We start from the raw sequence: 19288 nt of genomic DNA on the forward strand, positions 1-19288 counted from the left end.
ATGCGCTACGTCGTCGGATACACCGCTGACGCACGCGGGCACGACGCCGTGTGCCTCGCCGTCGCGCTGGCGCGCCGCCAGGAGGCCACCCTCGATCTCGTGCTCGTGACCCCCGAGCACTCCCTGTACGCCGGGACGTACCCGCCGGCCAGGAACTTCGACGGGGTCCTCTCGGACCAGATGAAGGAGTGGATGGACGAGGGGCTCGCCCTCGTCCCCGCGGACGTCGCGGCCCGCGGCGTGGTGCTGCGGGCGGAATCGAACGCCGAGGGACTCATGAGGGCCGCCGCCGAGCCGGACGTGGCGCTGATCGTCATCGGTGCCAGCTCGCGCGGGCTGGGCGCCCGGTTCAACGTGGGCAACGTGGCACGCAGCCTGCTCCACGCCGCCGAGGTCCCCGTGGCGCTCGCGCCGAAGGGCTACCGGCGCATGGAGCCGGTGACCCGCCTGACGTGCGCCGTGGGACGGCGCGCGGGCGCCGGGGACGTCGTGGAGGTCGCCGTGTCCTCGGCACGCCGTCGTGATCTTCCCCTGCGGCTGGTGTCCCTCGTCCCGCTCGACGCCGGCCGGCCCGACCCGGACGGGGCCGAGGACGCCGCGGAGCTCCGGCTCCGGGAGGCGGCCGCCTCGATCGGCGGCCAGGTGAGCGTGGAGACGGCGCACGGTACCTCCGTCGAGGAGGCCATCGAGTCCATGGAGTGGGACGACGGGGAGATCCTGCTGGTCGGCTCCAGCCGGCTCGCCCAGCACCTGAGGATCTTCCTCGGCACCACGGCCAACAAGATCCTGCGCACGCTGACCATCCCCATGGTGGTCGTCCCGCGCAGCTACACCTCACCCCGCAGCACGCCCGGACAGGGCGCCCCGACCACGGAGACGGACGCATGAGCATCGAGGAGACCACCAGGACCGAGGGCGGACTGAGCAGGAAGGGCCTGGCCTCCGGGAAGGTGGGACTGGTGGGGGCCGTCGTGATCGGCGTGTCCTGCGTGGCCCCTGCCTACACACTCACCGCAGCGCTCGGCCCCACCGTGGCGGAGGTAGGCGTGAATCTGCCCGCCATCTTCCTCGTGGGGTTCATCCCCATGCTGCTCGTGGCGCTGGGCTACCGTGAGCTGAACAACTCCATGCCGGACTCGGGGACCTCCTTCACCTGGGCCACCCGCGCCTTCGGGCCCTGGGTCGGCTGGATGGGCGGATGGGGGCTGATCGCGGCCACGATCATCGTGCTGTCCAATCTCGCCGCCGTCGCCGTGGACTTCTTCTACCTGCTGCTCTCGCAGCTCCTGGGTGATCCGGCCGTCGCCGATCTCACCCTGAATCTTCCGCTCAACATCGCGACGACCCTCGTGTTCATCGCCCTCGCGTGCTACGTCTCCTACCGCGGGATGGAGACCACCAAGACCGTCCAGTACGTCCTGGTCACCTTCCAGCTGATCGTGCTGGGCTGGTTCGCCGTGGCGGCCTTCGTCCACGTGGCCAACGGCACCGCCTTCGACGCCACCGGTATCAGCGCCGAGTGGTTCAATCCCTTCGCCGTCGGCTCCTTCTCCGCCTTCGCGGCCGGGGTGTCCCTGTCGATCTTCATCTACTGGGGCTGGGACGTCACCCTGACCATGAACGAGGAGACCAGGAATCCGGAGAAGACACCGGGCCGGGCCGGTGCGCTCACCGTCGTCGTCATCGTGGTCATCTACCTCACCGTCGCACTCGCGACGCTCGCCTATGCGGGTATCGGTGACGGCGAGCTCGGTGCCGGCAATCCCGACAACCAGGCGAGCATCTTCGCGGCCCTGGCCGGGCCCGTGATGGGTCCCTTCGCCATCCTGATGTCCATGGCGGTCCTGAGCTCCTCGGCCGCCTCGCTCCAGTCGACCTTCGTCTCCCCGGCGCGCACCCTCCTGGCCATGGGGCACTACACGGCGCTGCCCACGAGCTACGGGCGCATCAGTCCGCAGTACAAGTCCCCGAGTGTCGCCACCGTGGCTGCGGCCGTCGCCGCGGCGGGCTTCTACGTGTTCACCCGCCTCGTGTCGGAGAACGCGCTGTGGGACACCATCACGGCCCTCGGGCTCATGATCTGCTTCTACTACGGCATCACGGCGCTCGCCTGCGTCTGGTACTTCCGCGCGCAGGCCTTCACCAGCGGCCGGAACCTGGTCTTCAAGTTCCTGGCTCCGCTGCTGGGCGGGGTGATCCTCCTGGTCATGTTCGTGAAGACGGCGATGGACTCCATGGATCCCGCCTACGGTTCGGGCTCGGAGCTGTTCGGCATCGGCATGGTCTTCATCCTCGGCATCGGCGTGATCCTCCTCGGGGCCGTCCTCATGCTCGTCTGGGCCCGGATCAACCCGGCCTTCTTCCGGCAGGAGATCCTCACGAAGGGCTCGGCACCGAGGCAGTAGCCGCCGGCCGTGGCAGCCGCCCCGATCAACGGTGCACGGGCCGGCCGCTGCGCTAGAGTGAACCGACTCTGCGGCGCGGCATCGTCGTGCCGCGGCCGCCACTGATCGAGGAAGAGGAAGTCGCCGTGCGCTACGTCGTTGGCTATACCGAGAATGATCGCGGCAGGGATGCCCTGGAGCTGGCGACCTCCCTGGCCGTCACCCAGGCGGCCGGCATCGATCTGGTCACCGTTCTCGACTGGCCCCAGGACGGCAGTGTGGCCCCGGGCGGCGTCCGCGCGCAGGAGGCGCTGGACCGCGCGAGCGAGAACGTGCCCGACGGCGTCGAGGTCTCCACGCACGTGCGCCTCGCCGACTCCTTCGCCGCAGGACTGGTGGAGCTCGCGAACGACATCGATGCCGGCCTGATCGTGATCGGGGCCTCCAGCAACGGACTGCTCCGGCGCTTCACCGTGGGCAGCGTGGCGAACGCCGTGCTGCACAGCTCCAGCGTCCCGGTGGCCCTCGCGCCGCGCGGCTACCGGCACCGCGCGGCGTTCACCCGCATGACCTGCGCGGTGGGAACGCGCGCCGGGGCGGAGTCGGTGCTGGAGGTCTCCGTCGAGTCGGCCGCCCGGCGCGGCCTGCCACTGCGGCTGATCTCGCTCGTGGCGCTCGACGTGCACGAGGCCTCCGACTCGGGTGAGGCCATCAACAGGGCGCACCAGCATGCCGAGTCGGTGCTGGCCCGCGCCGTCGAGCAGCTCCCCGAGGGCCACGAGGCATCCATCACGGTGGCGCACGGCCGCACCATCGAGGAGGCCATCGACGACATCGAATGGGATGCGGGCGAACTCGTGATCGTGGGCTCCAGCCGGCTGGCCCAGAATCGCCAGATCTTCCTGGGCTCCACCGCCAACAAGATGCTGCGGGCCCTGCCCGTCCCCATGGTCGTGGTCCCCCGGGACTGGGTGCGCACCCCCCGCTGACGGGTGATCCGGCCCTGCGCGTGGGTCAGCGCGTGGGTCAGGAAGTGGCGGCCGGGGCCGCGACGGGCTTCCCCGCCGGTCGGGGCTGCCGGCGCACGGTCCGCACCATGTCGATCGTCAGGAGTACCAGGCCCACCCACACCAGTCCGAACCCGACCCAGCGCTCGAACGGCATCTCCTCGTGGAGGACCAGCAGGGCGAGGAGGAACTGGAGCACGGGGGCGAGGTACTGGAGCATCCCGATGGTGGTCAGGGGCAACCGGCGTGCCGCGGCCCCGAAGAAGATCAGCGGGACGGCGGTGATCACGCCCGAGGCGGCCATGATCCAGAAATGCCCCGGACCCTCGCTCGTGAGGGTCGCGGCACCGCTCGAGGAGAGCCAGAGCATGACGACGGCGGCGATGGGGGCGAGGACCACGGTCTCGATGCTCAGGCTCGAGACGGCGTCCACCCTCGAGCCCACCTTCTTCTTCACGAAGCCGTACGTGCCGAAGGAGAACGCCAGGGTCAGCGCGATCCAGGGGACGGATCCATAGCCGACCGCGAGGACGATCACCGCGAGGACGCCCATCCCGATGGCGGTCCACTGCAGGGGCCGCAGCCGCTCGTGGAGCACGAGGACGCCCAGCAGGACGGAGACGATCGGATTGATGAAGTAGCCCAGCGAGGCCTCGATCGCCTGGCCCGAGGTGACACCGTACGTGTAGACGAGCCAGTTGACCGCGATCAGCAGGGCCGCGAGGGTGAGCGGCCCGACGATCTGCGGTGTCCGCAGTGCGGTCAGGACCGGCCGCCACGAACGCATCGCGGTGAGGAGGAGGGCACAGAAGATCAGCGACCACAGCACGCGGTTCGCCACGATCTCCACGGGCCCCGCCGGCGCCAGGATGATGAAGTAGAGGGGGAGCAGACCCCAGAGACCGTAGGCGCTGACCCCGAAGAGGATGCCCAGGGAATTCTCGCTTCTCACCGGGCGTGGGGATCTTGCCTCTGTTCTGCTCACGAGGGCTGAACCATCGGCGTCGCCGTTCTATTCCCGCGGATGTTCCCGACGCTCATTCCCGCGGCTTGTTCCCGCGGCTTGTTCCCGCGGCGTCGGGGTGTGGTGGCGGGGTGTGGTGTGCTGGATCGCAGGAGACACCGGCCACTATTTTGGCGGGTGTCACCGCGCGGCAATTAGAATGGGTGACTGTGCGCCTGGTACGCGTCACGGTATCCATCGGGAGCAGTTCCACCGGGAAGAAGGCTATTCAGTGTCTACCTCAGCTGCGGGACGACCGCTGCGGGTCGCGATCATCGGCGCAGGACCGGCCGGCGTCTACGCTGCCGACATCCTGACGAAGTCGAACGAGGTGCAGGGGGGCGACTTCGCCGTCAGCATCGACCTGTTCGATCAGTACCCGGCCCCCTACGGCCTTATCCGCTACGGGGTGGCTCCCGACCACCCGCGGATCAAGGGCATCGTGAACGCACTCCACAAGGTCCTGGACCGGGGGGACATCCGCTTCCTGGGCAACGTGAACTACGGGCGCGATCTCACCCTCTCCGATCTCCGCCGCTGCTACGACGCGGTGATCTTCGCGACCGGCGCCATCAAGGACGCCGATCTTCCCATTCCCGGCGTGGAGCTGGAGGGCTCCTTCGGCGCCGCCGACTTCGTGTCCTGGTACGACGGCCACCCCGATGTGAGCCGGGACTGGCCGCTGGACGCCACCGAGATCGCGGTGATCGGGAACGGCAACGTGGCGCTCGACACTGCGCGCATCCTCTCCAAGCACGCCGACGATCTCCTCTCGACGGAGATCCCGGACAACGTCTACGCCGGGCTGCAGGCTTCCCCCGTCACGGATGTGCACGTCTTCGGACGGCGCGGTCCCGCGCAGATCAAGTTCACCCCGCTGGAACTGCGGGAACTGTCCCACTCCCGCGACGTCGACATCGTCCTCTACCCGGAGGACTTCGACTTCGACGCCGGTTCGGAGCAGCAGATCGCCTCGAACAACCAGACCAAGACGATGGTCAAGACACTGACGAACTGGCTCGTCGAGGATGAGCCGACCGGTGCCTCGCGTCGGCTGCACCTGCACTTCCTCCACTCGCCGGTCGAGATCCACGACTCGCCGGAGACACCCGGCAGGGTCGCCGGCATGAGGTTCGAACGCACCGAACTGACCGGTGACGGCAGCGTGCGCGGCACCGGGGAGATGCTCGACTACCCCGTCCAGGCCGTCTACCGCGCCATCGGGTACTTCGGCTCCGAGCTCCCGGAGGTCGGGTTCGACGCCGAGCGCGGTGTCATCCCCAACGCAGGGGGGCGGGTGATCGACGAGTCCGGCGACCCCGTGCCCGGTCTCTACGCCACCGGATGGATCAAGCGCGGACCGGTGGGGCTGATCGGCCACACGAAGGGCGACGCACTCGAGACCATCGGCTTCCTGCTCGAGGACCGGCTCAACCTGCCCGCCGCCGAGAACCCGTCCGAAGCAGCCGTGACAGCGCTGCTGGAGGAGCGCGGCGTGCGCTACACCACCTGGGACGGATGGCTGAAGCTCGACGGCCACGAGATGAAGCTCGGCGCGAACTTCGTCAACACCTCGGGTAACGCCGAGGTCGTCCGCGAGCGCGTCAAGCTCGTACCGCGCGAGGACATGGTGGCCATTTCCCGCGGCGAGTAGCCCCGCTAGACTGTGACCTGCCCCACGCCGTCCCGTGGAGCAGGTCATGAAGCGGAGTGTCGATGTCGCCGTCCCGTTCAGTCGCCGCAGCGGCGCTGTCCTCCGAGGCGCTGCAGCGCACGGCGCTCGCCGCCCATGAAGCCCTCTGGCAGGGGCGGGTGGAGGGTGATCTCCGCAGCGTCGTCCAGCAGTCCTGGCTGCGATCGCTGTCCTTCCTCCCGGATCCCTCGACCGCCCAGGCTCACCTCTTCTGCGCGGACGACGAACTCGAGTCCTACCGCCAGTCCCATCCGCTGACCGCGGTCATGCCGGTGATCGACCGGCTGCTGGTCCAGCCGAGCCTCCGCGCGGGTCTCCTCGTGGCGGTGGGCGACGAGAACGGCCGGTTGCTCTGGGTCGAGGGCGACCGTGAGCTGCGCCGGCGGGCCGAGGGCATGCTGTTCGTGGCGGGAGCCGACTGGTCGGAGGCCACGGTGGGCACCAGTGCTCCGGGGACAGCCCTGGCGCTCGGGCGCAGTGTCCAGATCGCGGGTGCCGAGCACTTCAGTCCCGATGCCCGGCCCTGGAGCTGCACGGCCGTTCCGCTGCACGACCCCGACTCGGGGACGGTGCTCGGGGTCGTCGACATCACCGGGTCCTCCGATGCCGTGGCTCCGCAGACCCTCTCGCTCGTGGAGGCGGCGGTCGCGGCAGCAGAGGCGCAGCTGAAGATCCACCGCCTCACGAGCCGCGAGCCCGCGGGTCGGCGGTCGTCCCGGCGGGGCCGCTCCTCGACCGCGCTGTACCGGAACAGTCTGCAGATCCTGGGGAGTGATCGCGGTGTGCTGCACGTCGGTGGTGCCTCCCTGGAGCTCAGCCTGCGGCACGCCGAACTCCTCACGCTCCTGGCACTGCACCCCGAGGGCCTCACGGCGGAGCAGCTGGCCGCCATGGTCTACCCCGATGAGGCAGCGGGCGTGACCGTCCGCGCGGAGATGCTCCGACTGCGGAAGGCGCTGGTGCCCTGCGGTGCCGCGATGGTCACCCAGTCCAGGCCGTACAGGTTGCCGGGCGAACTCGTCGTCGATGCGGTGCAGGTGCTCGGCTATCTGCGGCGGGGAGCCCACCGGACGGCACTCGGCATCTACCGGGGGCCCGTCCTGCCGCGGTCCCAGGCCCCGGCGATCGTGCGCCTGCGCAGCGAGGTGTCCACGCTGCTGCGCGATGCGGTCCTCAGTGACGGCGCGCCGGACGCCGTGATGCAGTACCTGGCACTTCCCGAGGCCGAGGACGACACCGAGGCCTGGGAACTGGCCCTGAGGGTCCTGCCTCCGCGGTCCCCGAGGAGGGGCGCCGTCGTCGCCCATGTGGAACGGCTGACGGCGGAGCTGGCCGCGCCCCGGCAGGCTCAGGATTCACTGAAGTTTGTCACCGAATCGCAATAGAGCATCGCAATCCGGGCCACCTTGCAGCTACCGTTGTATCCGGTGGCCGACGTGCCCGGCGGGCAATGCTGCCTGCTGGTCCGGATCACCGCAGAATGCACTTCCAAAAGGGGATCTTCGTGACGCAGGCTGGAAAGCACCGGAGCATGGCGAGGGTGCCAGGGCGCAGTCGGGGCGTACGTCGTACGAAGATGAACGCGAGCCTCGCGATGGTGGTCTGCTTCGTCGGCTTCCAGGGCGTCGTCCCGCAGTCGTGGGAGTCCGCCGATGCCATGGCGCGGGCTTCCGTGCAGACGGACTCCTCCCTTCTCCGGCTCGACGACGCACTGTCGGCCACGGGGTCGGTCGGTTCCTCCCTGCTGGTTCCCCTCCGCTACGCCGATGCCCTCGACGCGACGAAGCCGCGGGAGCAGGCGCCGTCGTCGGGCACCTCCGCTGCTGCCGGTGCGCTCCTCACCGATCTCTCCGCTGCCGTCCAGCGGCCCGTCGCGGGCACGCTGTTCGCCCCCCTCGGCGAACTCACCCCCACCTCGCCCTTCGGACCGCGGACGAGCCCCGTCACGGCGGAGGAGGGAGAGCTCCACACCGGCCAGGACTTCGCAGCACCCTGCGGCACCCCGGTGTACGCGGCGGATGCCGGGGTGGTCCGCGGTGTCGGTTGGCATCAGTGGGGTGGCGGGAACCGTGTCGAGGTGGACCACGGCAACGGCCTCATCACCACGTACAACCATCTCCAGGGAATCTCCGTGGAGACGGGGGATGTGGTCGACGGCGGTGATCGAATCGCGGAGGTGGGCAGCAGCGGGTCGTCCACAGGCTGCCACCTGCATCTCGAGACGATCCTCGACGGCGGGCACGTGGACCCGGAGCGCTGGACGTACGTCCCCACGACGCATCGCGACCGTCCCGGCGTGATGAAGGACTACACGCCCGGCGGTGCCGCCGCGTCCGCCGTCCCGGCCTGGGCGCAGTCGAGCACCCGGTCCGATCAGGTGTTCGCCACCGATCCGGGCGTCGTGCCGCCGCTCCTCGATCTTCAGCCGGTTCTCGGCGCAAGTCCCGGTGAGTTGCGCAGGCTGCTCCCGACCCCACCGCCCCGTGTCGCGGCCACGACGCCGCCGAGTGGCTCCCGCGGAGCATCGGCGTCCACCACCCCACCGGCGTCGAAGCCCGGCGCGAGAGTGAAAGCGTCGCCGGAGCAGTCGAAGCTCGTCGTGAAGAGGGAGGAGGCGCTCGCGCAGTCCAGGCCGACCACGACCTTGAAGCCGAAACCGTCCACGACGACGGAATCGACGACGCAGTCCAGGCCGTCGAGGACCACCAAGCCGACGGAGACCGCGAAACCCGAGGCGACGAAGCCGCCGGTGACGTCGGAGCCGACGAGGACCACCAAGCCGAAGCCGGTGAGGACCACCGAGCCGAAGCCCGTGAAGACGACTGCGCCCAAGCCGACCGAGACGGCGAAGACCCCCGAGCCGAAGCCGGTGGAGCCGACCAAGACGAGTACGCCCGAGCCCATCAAGACCACCGGGCAGAAGCCGGTGGAGACGACCGAGCCCGAGCCGACCAAGACGACGAAGCCCGAACCGACCAAGACGACCGAGCCCGAGCCGACGAAGACGACCGAGCCCGCCGAGACCACGACGCCGGCAGAGCCGGTGGTCCAGCCGGAGGTCGTTCCCGAGGCGGGGACGGACTCGTCGTGCAGCCCCGATGCCGCGGCGAAGACGGCGGCACAGTCAGCGGCAGGGGCAGAGCCAGAGCCAGCAGCAGGGGCAGAGCCCGCGGCAGGTACCGGGCCGTTGGCAGCAGCCCCTGCGCCCGGCGCAGGTCCCGGACATGTCGCGGGAGCACCGGGGGCAGAGCAGCCGGCGGATGCCGACGGCGCTGAGGAGACGGCCTGCGACGACGCGGCGCCGGGCGACGCGTCGGGCAATCCCGATCCGGCGCAGGACCCGGCGCAGGACCCCGCGCCGGTCACCCCGGCCATGCCGGGAGCGCCGGCAGCGGCACCCCGCAACGAGGGCTGAGCGGAGCCCTCCTCCCGCGCCGGACCGGGATCGCCCGGTCCGGCGCCCATGCAACGTCGATGCAACCATCCGGCTCCTACGCTGTGGTCAGTGGACCGTACAGGTCCCTCACCCGCGGAATCCGAGGAGTTCGACAATGACTGTTTATGCCCAGCCCGGCCAGGACGGATCGAAGGTCTCTTTCAAGCCCAGGTACGAGAACTGGATCGGCGGTGAATGGGTGCCGCCGGCGAAGGGCCAGTACTTCGAGAACATCTCGCCCGTGACCGGCAAGGTCTTCTGCGAGGTGGCCAGGGGCACCGCCGAGGACATCGACCTGGCCCTCGACGCAGCCCACAAGGCGGCTCCGGGATGGGGGAAGACCTCCGTCGCGGAACGGGCCTCCGTCCTGAACCGCATCGCGGACCGTATGGAGGAGAACCTGGAGATGCTCGCGGTCGCGGACTCCTGGGACAACGGCAAGCCGGTCCGGGAGGCCCTGGCCGCCGACATCCCGCTCGCCATCGACCACTTCCGCTATTTCGCGAGTGCCATCCGTGCCCAGGAGGGGCGCCTGTCGCAGCTCGACGAGGACATGACGGCGTACCACTACCACGAGCCCCTCGGCGTCGTCGGGCAGATCATCCCCTGGAACTTCCCGATCCTCATGGCCACCTGGAAGCTGGCGCCCGCGATCGCCGCAGGAAACGCCGTCGTGCTCAAGCCCGCCGAGCAGACCCCGGCGTCGATCCTCGTCCTCATGGAGCTGGTGAGCGACATCCTCCCCGCGGGCGTGCTGAACGTGGTCAACGGCTTCGGCGTGGAGGCGGGGAAGCCGCTCGCCTCGAGCAAGCGGATCCGGAAGATCGCCTTCACCGGCGAGACGACCACCGGCAGGCTCATCAGCCAGTACGCCAGCCAGAATCTGATCCCCGTCACGCTGGAACTCGGCGGGAAGAGCCCGAACATCTTCTTCGCGGACGTCGCGGAGACCAACGACTCCTTCTACGACAAGGCCCTCGAGGGTTTCGCGCTCTTCGCGCTGAACCAGGGTGAGGTGTGCACCTGCCCGTCCCGCGCGCTCGTCCAGGGCTCCATCTACGACTCCTTCATGTCGGACGCGATCGCCCGGGTGGAGAAGATGGTGCAGGGGAATCCGCTGGACACGGAGACCCAGGTGGGCGCACAGGCCTCCAACGACCAGCTGGAGAAGATCCTCTCCTACATGGACATCGGCCGGGAGGAGGGCGCCAAGGTGCTCATCGGCGGTGAACGGAACATGCTCGACGGCGATCTCGCCGAGGGGTACTACGTGCAACCCACGGTGTTCGAGGGTACGAACAGGATGCGGGTGTTCCAGGAGGAGATCTTCGGTCCGGTGGTGTCGGTGGCGCGGTTCGACGACTACGCGGAGGCCATGGAGATCGCCAACGACACCCTCTACGGCCTCGGTGCCGGCGTCTGGTCCCGGAACGGCAATGTCGCCTACCGGGCCGGCCGCGAGATCCAGGCGGGCCGGGTGTGGGTGAACAACTACCACGCCTACCCGGCGGGAGCTGCGTTCGGAGGGTACAAGTCCTCCGGTATCGGCCGGGAGAACCACGCCATGATGCTCGATCACTACCAGCAGACCAAGAACCTCCTGGTCAGCTACTCGGAATCCAAGCTCGGGTTCTTCTAGGTGATGGGGACACCATGACCGTCGAGGCATCGGTGACCATCCCGGGGGAGACCTTCTCCCGGGTGGCGCTCACCAGGAGCGCCGTCGGGTTGCTGGACAAGCTGTGGCTCCTCCACGGACCCCTGATGTTTCACCAGTCCGGCGGCTGCTGCGACGGCTCGTCGCCGATGTGCTATCCGGCGGGCGAGTTCATCACGGCCGAGGCCGACGTGCTCCTCGGCGTCCTCGACATCTCCGCGGGGACGCCCGGCGCCGATCCCCGGCCGATCGAGTTCTGGATGTCGCGGGAGCAGTTCGAGTACTGGCGCCACACGCATCTGACGGTCGACGTGGTGCCGGGGCGGGGGAGCGGGTTCTCCGTCGAGGCGCCGGAGGGGAAGAGATTCCTCATCCGGTCCCGGCTGATGGACTGACCGGCTTCCGCACAGGCATCGTCTCCGCGGGATCGCGGACGGCAGGGCCCCGGCGGATCGTCGTATCCGCCGGGGCCCTGCCGTCCCCGTGTTCCGTCGGGCCGGCGTCATGCTCCGGATCCACGGCGAGCACGACGCCGAGCAGATCGGTGATCGCGTGGCCGAGTCTCGGGTCCACGAGCTCGTAGCGGGAGCGCCGGCCCTCGGGTACGAAGACCACGAGGCCGCACCCGCGCAGGCAGGAGAGGTGGTTGGACAGGCTCTGCCTGCTGACACCGAGGAGGGCGGCGAGCTCGCTGGGGTACGCCGGGGCATCCCGCAAGGGCCACCAGGATGCGGACCCGCGTCGGATCCGACAGGGCCGTCCCCACGCGCTCCAGGACCGACGTCGAGGTCAGGGCATGCAGCATCAGTGTGCGAGTTCCGTCTCGTGGGGGACATGCCCCAGGGGCTCGATCTGGAAGGTGCAGTGATCGATGCCCACCTCGAAGTGCTCGCTCACGCACTCCTGGAGCTGATCGAGCACGGTGTGGGCGGAGCCGTCCCGATAGCACTCGTCGTCCACCACCACGTGCGCCGTGAGGACCGGAAGTCCGGTGGCAATCTGGGTGATGTGCAGGTCATGGACGTCGCGGACCCGGGGCAGGCGCGCGAGATGCGCCCGGACGGCATCGAGATCGATGCCCACCGGAGTGGACTCGAGCAGGACGTCGATGGTCTCGCGCAGCAGCTTGACGGTCCGCGGGATGATCAGGGCGCCGATGAGCAGGGCTACGAGGGCATCGGCGCGCATCCAGCCGGTGAGCGTGATGACGACGGCCGCGACGATCACGGCCACCGAGCCGAGGGCGTCATTGAGCACCTCGAGGAAGGCCGCCCTCAGGTTGAAGCTGGCCGCCCGGTGCCGCGACAGCAGGCCCAGGGCCACCAGATTTCCCAGGAGACCGACGACGCCGAAGACGATCATCTCCGGGGCGGCGACGTCCTCCGGGACGATCAGGCGCTTGACCCCCTCGACCAGTACATAGGCGCCGACGGCCAGGAGGAAGGCTGCCTGGAGCAGGGCCGCGATCACCTCGGCACGGCGGAAACCCCAGGAACGCCTCGCCGTGGCCGGGCGGATCGCCAGGGTCGCGGCACCGAGGGCGATGGCCAGCCCTGCAGCGTCCGTGAGGACGTGGACGGAGTCGAAGAGCAGGGCAAGGCTCCCCGTCCACAGGGCCCCGATGATCTGCAGGACGAAGACGAGGAGCGTGATGCCCAGGGCCCCGGCCAGGGGTCCGCGACGCGAACTCGAGGTGTGATGCTGATGGGCCGCCATGCCTCCCACAGTACAGTCTCAGCTGAACCCATGCTTTGTTGCACGGAGTGCAAAAATTGCAGTATTCTGGAGCAGTGCTGAAGGCAAACCACCACGCCGAGCCCCTGGGCCGCCGTGAACAAAACAAGATCGACACCCGTCAGGCCATCGCGGACGCGGCGTTCGAGCTGGCACGGTCCGTCGGACCGGGTGCCTTCACCGTCGACCAGGTCGTGGAGCGCGCGGGAGTCTCCCGGCGCACGTTCTTCAACTACTTCCCGAGTGCCGAGGACGCCCTGACGGTCCGGATGGACCTGTTCATCGACCTGGCCCTGGGCGTCTTCGAGCAGCTCCCCGCGGACGAACCGCTGTTCGGTGCGATCATCCGCGCCTTCACCGAGACGACGCGGATGGAGGGGTTGTCCCAGCACGGCGAACTGTTCCGCATGGCGGGTGCCGACCCCGATCTGCTGAGGGCCCAGTTGCATTCCTGGGAGCGGGCGGAGGCGAGGATCGCCGAGGCCCTGCGCGCCAGACTCGGTACCGCTGCGTCCGAGCTCTACCTGACGGCGCTCGTGGGCTGCGTGATGTCCAGCACCAGGGCCGCCCTGCGCGACTGGGCCGTGCACACGCCGCCATCGGCCGCCGACTCGGGCAGGCAACTCGAGGCTCGGATCCTCGCCGCCCTGACGATGCTGCGCGACGGCTTCGCCGATCCGGGTGCGCTGATCACGCCGCATCCCCCGGACACTCCTGCCCGTTCCTGATTCTCCGTCCCCTTCCCGTCCGTTTCTCCCCGCAAGGATCACTCCATGGCTTTTCTGCTCTATCGGCTCGGCTCGTTCGCCTATCGGAGGCGATGGTGGGTCATCTCCGCCTGGCTGGCGATCATGCTCGCCGTCGGCGGGGCAGCCGCTGCGTTCTCCGGCACGCTCACGAACAACTTCTCGATCCCCGGCACCGAGTCCCAGCGCATCTCCGACCGGCTGAAGGACGAACTGCCCGAGGCCGTGGGAGGTACGGGCACCGTGGTGTTCACCACGGACGACGGCTCGGAGTTCTCGGCCGAGCAGCAGGACGAGGTGCAGGCCGTCCTCGCCTCCATCGCCGGGTTCGACGGCATACGTGGGGTCGTCGATCCGTTCGACGTGGCAGCGCAGGTGTCCTCGGGCCGGGAGGAGATCGAGTCCGGGCGCGCGGAGCTCGAGGCCAGCGAGCAGAAGCTCACGAGCGGCGAGGAGCAGCTCGAGCAGGGCCAGGCCGAGCTCGACGAGCAGCGGTCCCAGTTCGAGAGTGCCCGCGACCAGCTTCCGGCAGCGAGGGAGGCGGCCACGGAGCGGCAGCTCGAGCAGGGCCAGGCCGAGCTCGATGCCAGCAGGGCCGAACTCGAGTCCGGCCGCGAGCAGTTCGAGTCGGGTACCACCGAACTCGATCAGGCCCAGCGGCAGCTCGAGGCCACGTCCGGGGTGAGCCTGCTCTCCGATGACGGCTCCGCAGCCGTCGCGAACGTCCAGTTCGACGGGCAGATCAACGGCGTCTCCCCGGAGCTCCGCGAGAAGGTGCAGGAGACAGCGGCCGAGGCCGACTCGGCCGGCGTCACGGTCGACTTCAGCAAGGAGATCGTCGAGGACGTCTCCGGCATCGCCGGCGCCGCCGAACTCATCGGCCTGGCCGTCGCCGCGATCGTCCTGATCCTGATGCTCGGGACGCTCGTCGCTGCCGGTCTGCCACTGCTGATGGCCGTGGTCGGTGTGGGTGTGGGTGTGGGCATCACCTTCGCCCTCTCCGGCGTCATCGAGATGAACAGCATCTCGCCCGTCCTGGCCCTGATGCTCGGCCTGGCCGTGGGGATCGACTACTCCCTTTTCATCGTCAACCGCCACAGGACCCAGCTGCTCCGCGGCATGGACCTGCGGGAGTCCATCGCCCGGGCCACGGGAACCGCGGGTAACGCCGTCCTCTTCGCAGGGATCACCGTCGTCGTGGCCCTCGCCGCGCTCGCCGTACCCGGTCTGCCCTTCCTGACGGTGATGGGTCTGTCCGCGGCCGGAACGGTCGCGGCCGCCGTGCTCGTGGCGCTCACCCTGACGCCGGCCATGCTCGCCGTGATCGGGCGGCGGATCGTGTCGAAGCGCCGCTGGGCGCGGGGGAACGGCGGGAAGCACTCCGCCACGGCGCCCGTCGAGGGCCAGGATCCCACGGAGGCCGCCGACGAGAGGGCCGCCAAGGGCGCTGGTTGGGGCGGGATCGCCACCCGGAAGCCGATCCTCACGGTCCTCGCCGGCGTGGTCCTGCTCGGGGTGATCGCCATCCCGGCCACGCAGCTGCGTGTCGGACTGCCCGACGGCGGTGCCGAGCCGGCCGACTCCACCGCGTACCAGGCGTACACCACCATCGGCGACAAGTTCGGTGAGGGGACGAACGGCCCGTTGATCGTGGTCGGGTCCTTCCCCGAGACACAGGACGAGACCGAACTGACCGCGCTCCAGCTGGATGTCAACGACCTCCTGCTGGACGTCGACAACGTCGCGGCCTCGGTGCCGGCCACCCTCAGCGAGGACGGTCGGACGGGTATCTTCCAGGTCATCCCGGAGGAAGGCCCGTCGAGCGAGAGCACGGAGAACCTGGTGCGCGACCTGCGCTCCGCCTCGGACAGCATCGAGGAGCAGACCGGCGTGCCGGTCGCCGTCACGGGTCAGACAGCCGCGAACATCGACGTGTCGGAGAAGCTCGTCCAGGCGCTGCCGCCCTACCTCGGCATCGTCGTCGGGCTGTCCCTGATCCTGCTGCTGCTCGTCTTCCGCTCCATCCTCGTGCCGGTCATCGCGACGGCGGGCTTCCTGCTCTCCCTGCTGGCCAGCTTCGGAGCCACGGTCGCCATCTATCAGTGGGGGTGGCTCGGCAGCCTCTTCGCGGTCTCCAACCCCGGGCCCATCCTGAGCTTCCTGCCCATCATCCTGATCGGCGTGCTCTTCGGCCTCGCGATGGACTACCAGATGTTCCTGGTCTCGGGCATGCGGGAGGCCTTCGTGCACGGTGCCGATCCCAGGGCGGCGGTGCGCATCGGATTCAGCCACGGCGCACGGGTCGTCACCGCCGCGGCCATCATCATGGTCTCGGTGTTCGCCGGCTTCGTCTTCTCGGAGCTCGCCATGGTGCGTCCCATCGGGTTCGGGCTCGCGTTCGGCGTCCTCCTGGACGCGTTCGTGGTCCGCATGACGCTCATCCCGGCGGCCATGTACCTGCTGGGCAGGCACGCCTGGTGGCTGCCGGCCTGGCTGGAGCGCATCCTGCCGGATGTCGACGTCGAGGGCGCCAAGCTGGAGCGTGGGGAGCCGGCCACGCCAAAGCGCGGCGAGGACGACGCAGAGCTGGAGCGCGGAGAGAAGGTCTCCGTCTAGCACTGCCCTTCGGCCGGCGCCGAACGATGCGTGCCCGGGAGGCTCGATCCTCCCGGGCACGCATCCGTCACCGGAGCGGCGGACCCTCCAGCGTGGGCTGGGACCTCAGCCAGGACCGGGCCGGTGCCTCGGTGGCGAAGTACCCCACGGGGAAGGGCGGCTCGTACACCTCGAGATACAGATCGACCAGCGGCTGGTCGAGGACCGAGGGTCCCACGAGCGCGACGGCGGAGAGCTGGACGTGCTTGGCGAAGTAGGCCAGCACGTCCTGGCGCAGTGACGTCATCTCGTTCAGGAGCATCAGCAGATGGACGCGCCGACGTGGCTGCACGCGGCGGATCTCCCCGGTCAGGAGCGCGCCGTCGATGTGGCGGAGCACGATGGTCGGCGCCCACTCCACCCGGACCAGGTTCTCCTGCTCGACCGTCAGCGAGAATCGTCGTTCCGCTCCCATGGCTGCCGCCCCCCTTTCGACGAGTCTAGTGACCGGTGGGGCCCGTCCCAAGAGTTGGCGCAGCAGAGCGTCGATCAGGTCGGGGCAACCCGCGACGGCGCCCGGCGGATCCCGGACGGCGACGTCCACTACAGTGCTCGAATGGGCAGAGCGATCATCCTGGGCGGAACCGGTGTCATCGGCCTCGCCGTCGCACGACGACTGGTGGGGGAGGGCTGGGACGTGGAGGTGGCAGCTCGGGATCCCTCCCGGATGCCCGCCGATCTGCTAGCCGCGGGAGCCTCCTTCACGGCCTTCGAGCGTCACGACGCCGCGGGGCTCGCGGCGGTCCTGTCACCCGGTGCGGACCTGCTGGTCGACTGTCTCGCCTTCACCGGCGCCGACGCCGGAACAGGCCTACCTGGACTCGGGCCACCCCGTCTCGGTGATCAGGGCCTCGAAGGTCCACGGCGTCGGTGCCCTGCCCGCGCGGGAGTGGCACGTGGTGCGGCGGGTCCTCGACCCTCGCGGCGCCATCCTCCTGCGCGCGCCGCACGCGGTCAACCACACGAGTGCGGCGGCCAATATCGCCGCACTCGTCCGGGTGGTGGCGGAGGTGCCCGGTGCGCGCATCCTCAACAGCGCCGATCCGGAGGCGCCGTCCGTGGTGGAGATCGTCCGCACCATCGCAGCGCGCCTCGGCCACGAGTGGCAGGAAGTGGTCCCGGACCCGGCGGACGACCGGCTCGGCCGGACCCCGTGGGACGCGTCAGCGCCGATCGTCCTCGATCTGTCGGCGGCCCTGGAACTCGGCTACCGACCGGTGGGGGACTATGCCACCACGGTGGGTCCCACCGTCGACTGGCTGGTGGACGAGGCGAGACGCCGTGGTATCGAGTCGGTGCAGCCGACGGACTTCTTCGAGGACGACTTCGACTACGAGGCCGAGGACCGGTCCCTGACGGCGCAGCGTTAGGGATCCGCGCTCGGGGCCCGTGACGCCCCCTCATGGAACACAGGAAGGGCGGACCCTCGAGGGTCCGCCCTTCCTGTGTGGATCCCGGGAGATCCGTTGCCGGGCTCCTAGTAGAGCGCGGCCTCCGACTCGGTGGCCGGCGTGTTGCCCTGCCCGAGGTTCGAGGCCAGCTTCGCTCCCAGGTCCGCATCCACGTTGGTCCAGTACTGGACGGCCCGGGCGCGGATCTCCTCGCTCTTGACACCTCCGACGGCGCCGCTGATGGTCTCGAGGAAGCGCTCACGCTGGGCGTCGTCGAACACCTCGCGGTAGAGCGTCCCGGCCTGACCGAAGTCGTCGTCCTCGGCATGCAGGGAGTGGGCGGCATAGACGAGCTCGCCGTCGTTCTCCCACCCGCCGTGCGCCCCGTACTGGGCCGGATCCGCGGCGGGTCCGCCCATGGAGTTCGGCGCGTACACCGGGGTGGAGGCGGAGTTGAAGCTGTAGCGGGCGGCCCCGTCCTTCGAGTAGTTCCGCACCTCGTTCTTGGGCGCGTTCACGGGCAGCTGCGCGTGGTTCGTCCCCACGCGGTAGCGGTGCGCATCGGCGTAGGAGAAGACGCGCGCCTGCAGCATGCGGTCGGGGCTGGCCGCGATCCCGGGCACGAAGTTCGACGGCGCGAACGCGGCCTGCTCGATCTGCGCGAAGTAGTTCTCCGGGTTCCGGTTGAGGGTGAGCTTGCCGACCGGGATGAGCGGGTAGTCCTGCTGCGACCAGGTCTTCGTCACGTCGAAGGGGTTGAAGCGGTAGGTCTTCGCATCCTCGTAGGGCATGATCTGCACCTTGAGGTCCCAGCTCGGGAAGTTACCCTGCTCGATGTTCTCGGAGAGATCGCGCAGGTGGTAGTCGGCGTCGGCGCCGGCGAGCAGCTCGGCGTCCGCTCCGGTCAGCGTCTCGTGGCCCTGGTTCGTCTTGAAGTGGTACTTGACCCAGAACTTCTCGTCGGACCCGTTGATCCACATGAAGGTGTGCGAGCCGTAGCCGTTCATGGTGCGCCAGGAGTTCGGGATACCGCGGTCCCCCATGAGCCAGGTCACCTGGTGGGCGGACTCGGGGCTGAGCGTCCAGAAGTCCCACTGCATGTCCGCGTCACGCAGATTGGTACCCGGAAGGCGCTTCTGCGAGTGGATGAAGTCGGGGAACTTGATGCCGTCGCGGATGAAGAACACCGGGGTGTTGTTGCCCACGAGGTCGTAGTTGCCCTCGGAGGTGTAGAACTTCAGCGCGAAGCCGCGCGGATCGCGCCACGTGTCGGGTGAGCCCTGCTCGCCGGCCACGGTGGAGAACCGCAGGAGCGTCTCCGTGGTCGCGCCCTGCTGGAACAGTGCGGCGCGGGTGTACATGCTGACGTCCTCGGTGGTCTCGAAGACGCCGAAGGCGCCGCCGCCCTTGGCGTGGACCACGCGCTCGGGGACGCGCTCGCGGTTGAACTGGGCCAGCTTCTCGATGAGGTAGTGATCGGTCAGCGGGATGGCGCCGTCGCGACCGATGACGGACGAGTTGCCGTCGTCGATGACCGGCGCGCCGGACTGCGTGGTGCTGAAGTTCGCGGACATGGTGCTCC

At 69.3% G+C, this 19288-nt stretch carries 15 protein-coding genes and 1 pseudogene; 11 read left to right on the forward strand and 5 right to left on the reverse strand.

Annotation, left to right across the window (positions count from 1 at the left end):
• The 3 genes from Q0747_RS09795 to Q0747_RS09805 all read left to right on the forward strand — a co-directional run bounded on the left by Q0747_RS09795 (position 1) and on the right by Q0747_RS09805 (position 3373).
• Positions 1 to 888, forward strand: a complete 888-nt coding sequence (locus Q0747_RS09795) for a universal stress protein (RefSeq protein ID WP_298254088.1) — start codon at positions 1 to 3, stop codon at positions 886 to 888.
• Complete coding sequence (locus Q0747_RS09800) at positions 885 to 2405, forward strand: APC family permease (RefSeq protein ID WP_298254090.1); 1521 nt, start codon at positions 885 to 887, stop codon at positions 2403 to 2405. The genes Q0747_RS09795 and Q0747_RS09800 overlap by 4 nt, the downstream gene beginning before the upstream one ends.
• A gap of 125 nt (positions 2406 to 2530) precedes the next feature.
• Entirely contained in the window at positions 2531 to 3373 is an 843-nt protein-coding gene (locus tag Q0747_RS09805) for a universal stress protein (RefSeq protein WP_298254092.1), read from the forward strand.
• 37 nt (positions 3374 to 3410) lie between these two features.
• Here Q0747_RS09805 and rarD read toward each other — a convergent pair whose 3' ends face one another.
• Complete coding sequence (gene rarD, locus Q0747_RS09810; protein WP_367277701.1) at positions 3411 to 4343, reverse strand: EamA family transporter RarD; 933 nt, start codon at positions 4341 to 4343, stop codon at positions 3411 to 3413.
• A 283-nt stretch (positions 4344 to 4626) separates the two neighbouring features.
• Between rarD and Q0747_RS09815 the strand changes: the two genes are divergently transcribed.
• The 5 genes from Q0747_RS09815 to Q0747_RS09835 all read left to right on the forward strand — a co-directional run bounded on the left by Q0747_RS09815 (position 4627) and on the right by Q0747_RS09835 (position 11575).
• Positions 4627 to 6048, forward strand: a complete 1422-nt coding sequence (locus Q0747_RS09815; RefSeq protein ID WP_298254097.1) for an FAD-dependent oxidoreductase — start codon at positions 4627 to 4629, stop codon at positions 6046 to 6048.
• Between the two features lie 62 nt (positions 6049 to 6110).
• On the forward strand, positions 6111 to 7472 hold the full coding sequence (locus tag Q0747_RS09820; RefSeq protein WP_298254099.1) for a helix-turn-helix domain-containing protein: 1362 nt from the start codon (positions 6111 to 6113) through the stop codon (positions 7470 to 7472).
• A gap of 119 nt (positions 7473 to 7591) precedes the next feature.
• Positions 7592 to 9502, forward strand: a complete 1911-nt coding sequence (locus Q0747_RS09825) for a peptidoglycan DD-metalloendopeptidase family protein (RefSeq protein WP_298254101.1) — start codon at positions 7592 to 7594, stop codon at positions 9500 to 9502.
• Between the two features lie 136 nt (positions 9503 to 9638).
• Positions 9639 to 11162 (forward strand): aldehyde dehydrogenase family protein, encoded by a 1524-nt coding sequence (locus tag Q0747_RS09830; protein WP_298254103.1) that lies wholly within the window; start codon positions 9639 to 9641, stop codon positions 11160 to 11162.
• Positions 11163 to 11176: 14 nt separating this feature from the next.
• The gene (locus Q0747_RS09835) at positions 11177 to 11575 is read left to right on the forward strand and encodes a DUF779 domain-containing protein (protein ID WP_298254105.1); all 399 of its coding nucleotides are present in this window, start codon (positions 11177 to 11179) and stop codon (positions 11573 to 11575) included.
• 115 nt (positions 11576 to 11690) lie between these two features.
• Here the strand turns inward: Q0747_RS09835 and Q0747_RS09840 are convergent.
• Positions 11691 to 11985, reverse strand: a pseudogene (locus Q0747_RS09840) (ArsR/SmtB family transcription factor); the annotation flags it as partial.
• Entirely contained in the window at positions 11985 to 12896 is a 912-nt protein-coding gene (locus Q0747_RS09845) for a cation diffusion facilitator family transporter (protein ID WP_298254107.1), read from the reverse strand. The pseudogene Q0747_RS09840 and the gene Q0747_RS09845, both read right to left, overlap by 1 nt.
• Before the next feature lie 74 nt (positions 12897 to 12970).
• On the opposite strand from Q0747_RS09845, the gene Q0747_RS09850 reads away from it, so the two are divergent.
• Entirely contained in the window at positions 12971 to 13642 is a 672-nt protein-coding gene (locus tag Q0747_RS09850) for a TetR family transcriptional regulator (RefSeq protein WP_298254109.1), read from the forward strand.
• A 45-nt stretch (positions 13643 to 13687) separates the two neighbouring features.
• Complete coding sequence (locus tag Q0747_RS09855) at positions 13688 to 16276, forward strand: MMPL family transporter (protein WP_298254111.1); 2589 nt, start codon at positions 13688 to 13690, stop codon at positions 16274 to 16276.
• A 67-nt stretch (positions 16277 to 16343) separates the two neighbouring features.
• On the opposite strand, the gene Q0747_RS09860 is transcribed toward Q0747_RS09855, so the two are convergent.
• On the reverse strand, positions 16344 to 16730 hold the full coding sequence (locus Q0747_RS09860) for a hypothetical protein (RefSeq protein ID WP_298254113.1): 387 nt from the start codon (positions 16728 to 16730) through the stop codon (positions 16344 to 16346).
• Between the two features lie 424 nt (positions 16731 to 17154).
• On the opposite strand from Q0747_RS09860, the gene Q0747_RS09865 reads away from it, so the two are divergent.
• Positions 17155 to 17685: a hypothetical protein gene (locus tag Q0747_RS09865; RefSeq protein WP_298254114.1), complete on the forward strand. Its 531-nt coding sequence runs from the start codon at positions 17155 to 17157 to the stop codon at positions 17683 to 17685.
• A 107-nt stretch (positions 17686 to 17792) separates the two neighbouring features.
• On the opposite strand, the gene Q0747_RS09870 is transcribed toward Q0747_RS09865, so the two are convergent.
• Positions 17793 to 19280 (reverse strand): catalase, encoded by a 1488-nt coding sequence (locus tag Q0747_RS09870; protein ID WP_298254116.1) that lies wholly within the window; start codon positions 19278 to 19280, stop codon positions 17793 to 17795.
• Between the last annotated feature and the right edge of the window lie 8 nt (positions 19281 to 19288).

It is taken from the genome of uncultured Arthrobacter sp. (assembly GCF_947493765.1).
Taxonomy (GTDB): Bacteria; Actinomycetota; Actinomycetes; order Actinomycetales; family Micrococcaceae; genus Arthrobacter_D.

Coding starts and splice junctions, on each gene's coding strand:
- Q0747_RS09795 (WP_298254088.1), top strand. CDS start 1: ATGCGCTACGTCGTCGGATACACCGCTGACGCACGCGGGCACGACGCC.
- Q0747_RS09800 (WP_298254090.1), top strand. CDS start 885: ATGAGCATCGAGGAGACCACCAGGACCGAGGGCGGACTGAGCAGGAAG.
- Q0747_RS09820 (WP_298254099.1), top strand. CDS start 6,111: ATGTCGCCGTCCCGTTCAGTCGCCGCAGCGGCGCTGTCCTCCGAGGCG.
- Q0747_RS09830 (WP_298254103.1), top strand. CDS start 9,639: ATGACTGTTTATGCCCAGCCCGGCCAGGACGGATCGAAGGTCTCTTTC.
- Q0747_RS09835 (WP_298254105.1), top strand. CDS start 11,177: ATGACCGTCGAGGCATCGGTGACCATCCCGGGGGAGACCTTCTCCCGG.
- Q0747_RS09845 (WP_298254107.1), bottom strand. CDS start 12,896: ATGGCGGCCCATCAGCATCACACCTCGAGTTCGCGTCGCGGACCCCTG.
- Q0747_RS09855 (WP_298254111.1), top strand. CDS start 13,688: ATGGCTTTTCTGCTCTATCGGCTCGGCTCGTTCGCCTATCGGAGGCGA.
- Q0747_RS09860 (WP_298254113.1), bottom strand. CDS start 16,730: ATGGGAGCGGAACGACGATTCTCGCTGACGGTCGAGCAGGAGAACCTG.
- Q0747_RS09870 (WP_298254116.1), bottom strand. CDS start 19,280: ATGTCCGCGAACTTCAGCACCACGCAGTCCGGCGCGCCGGTCATCGAC.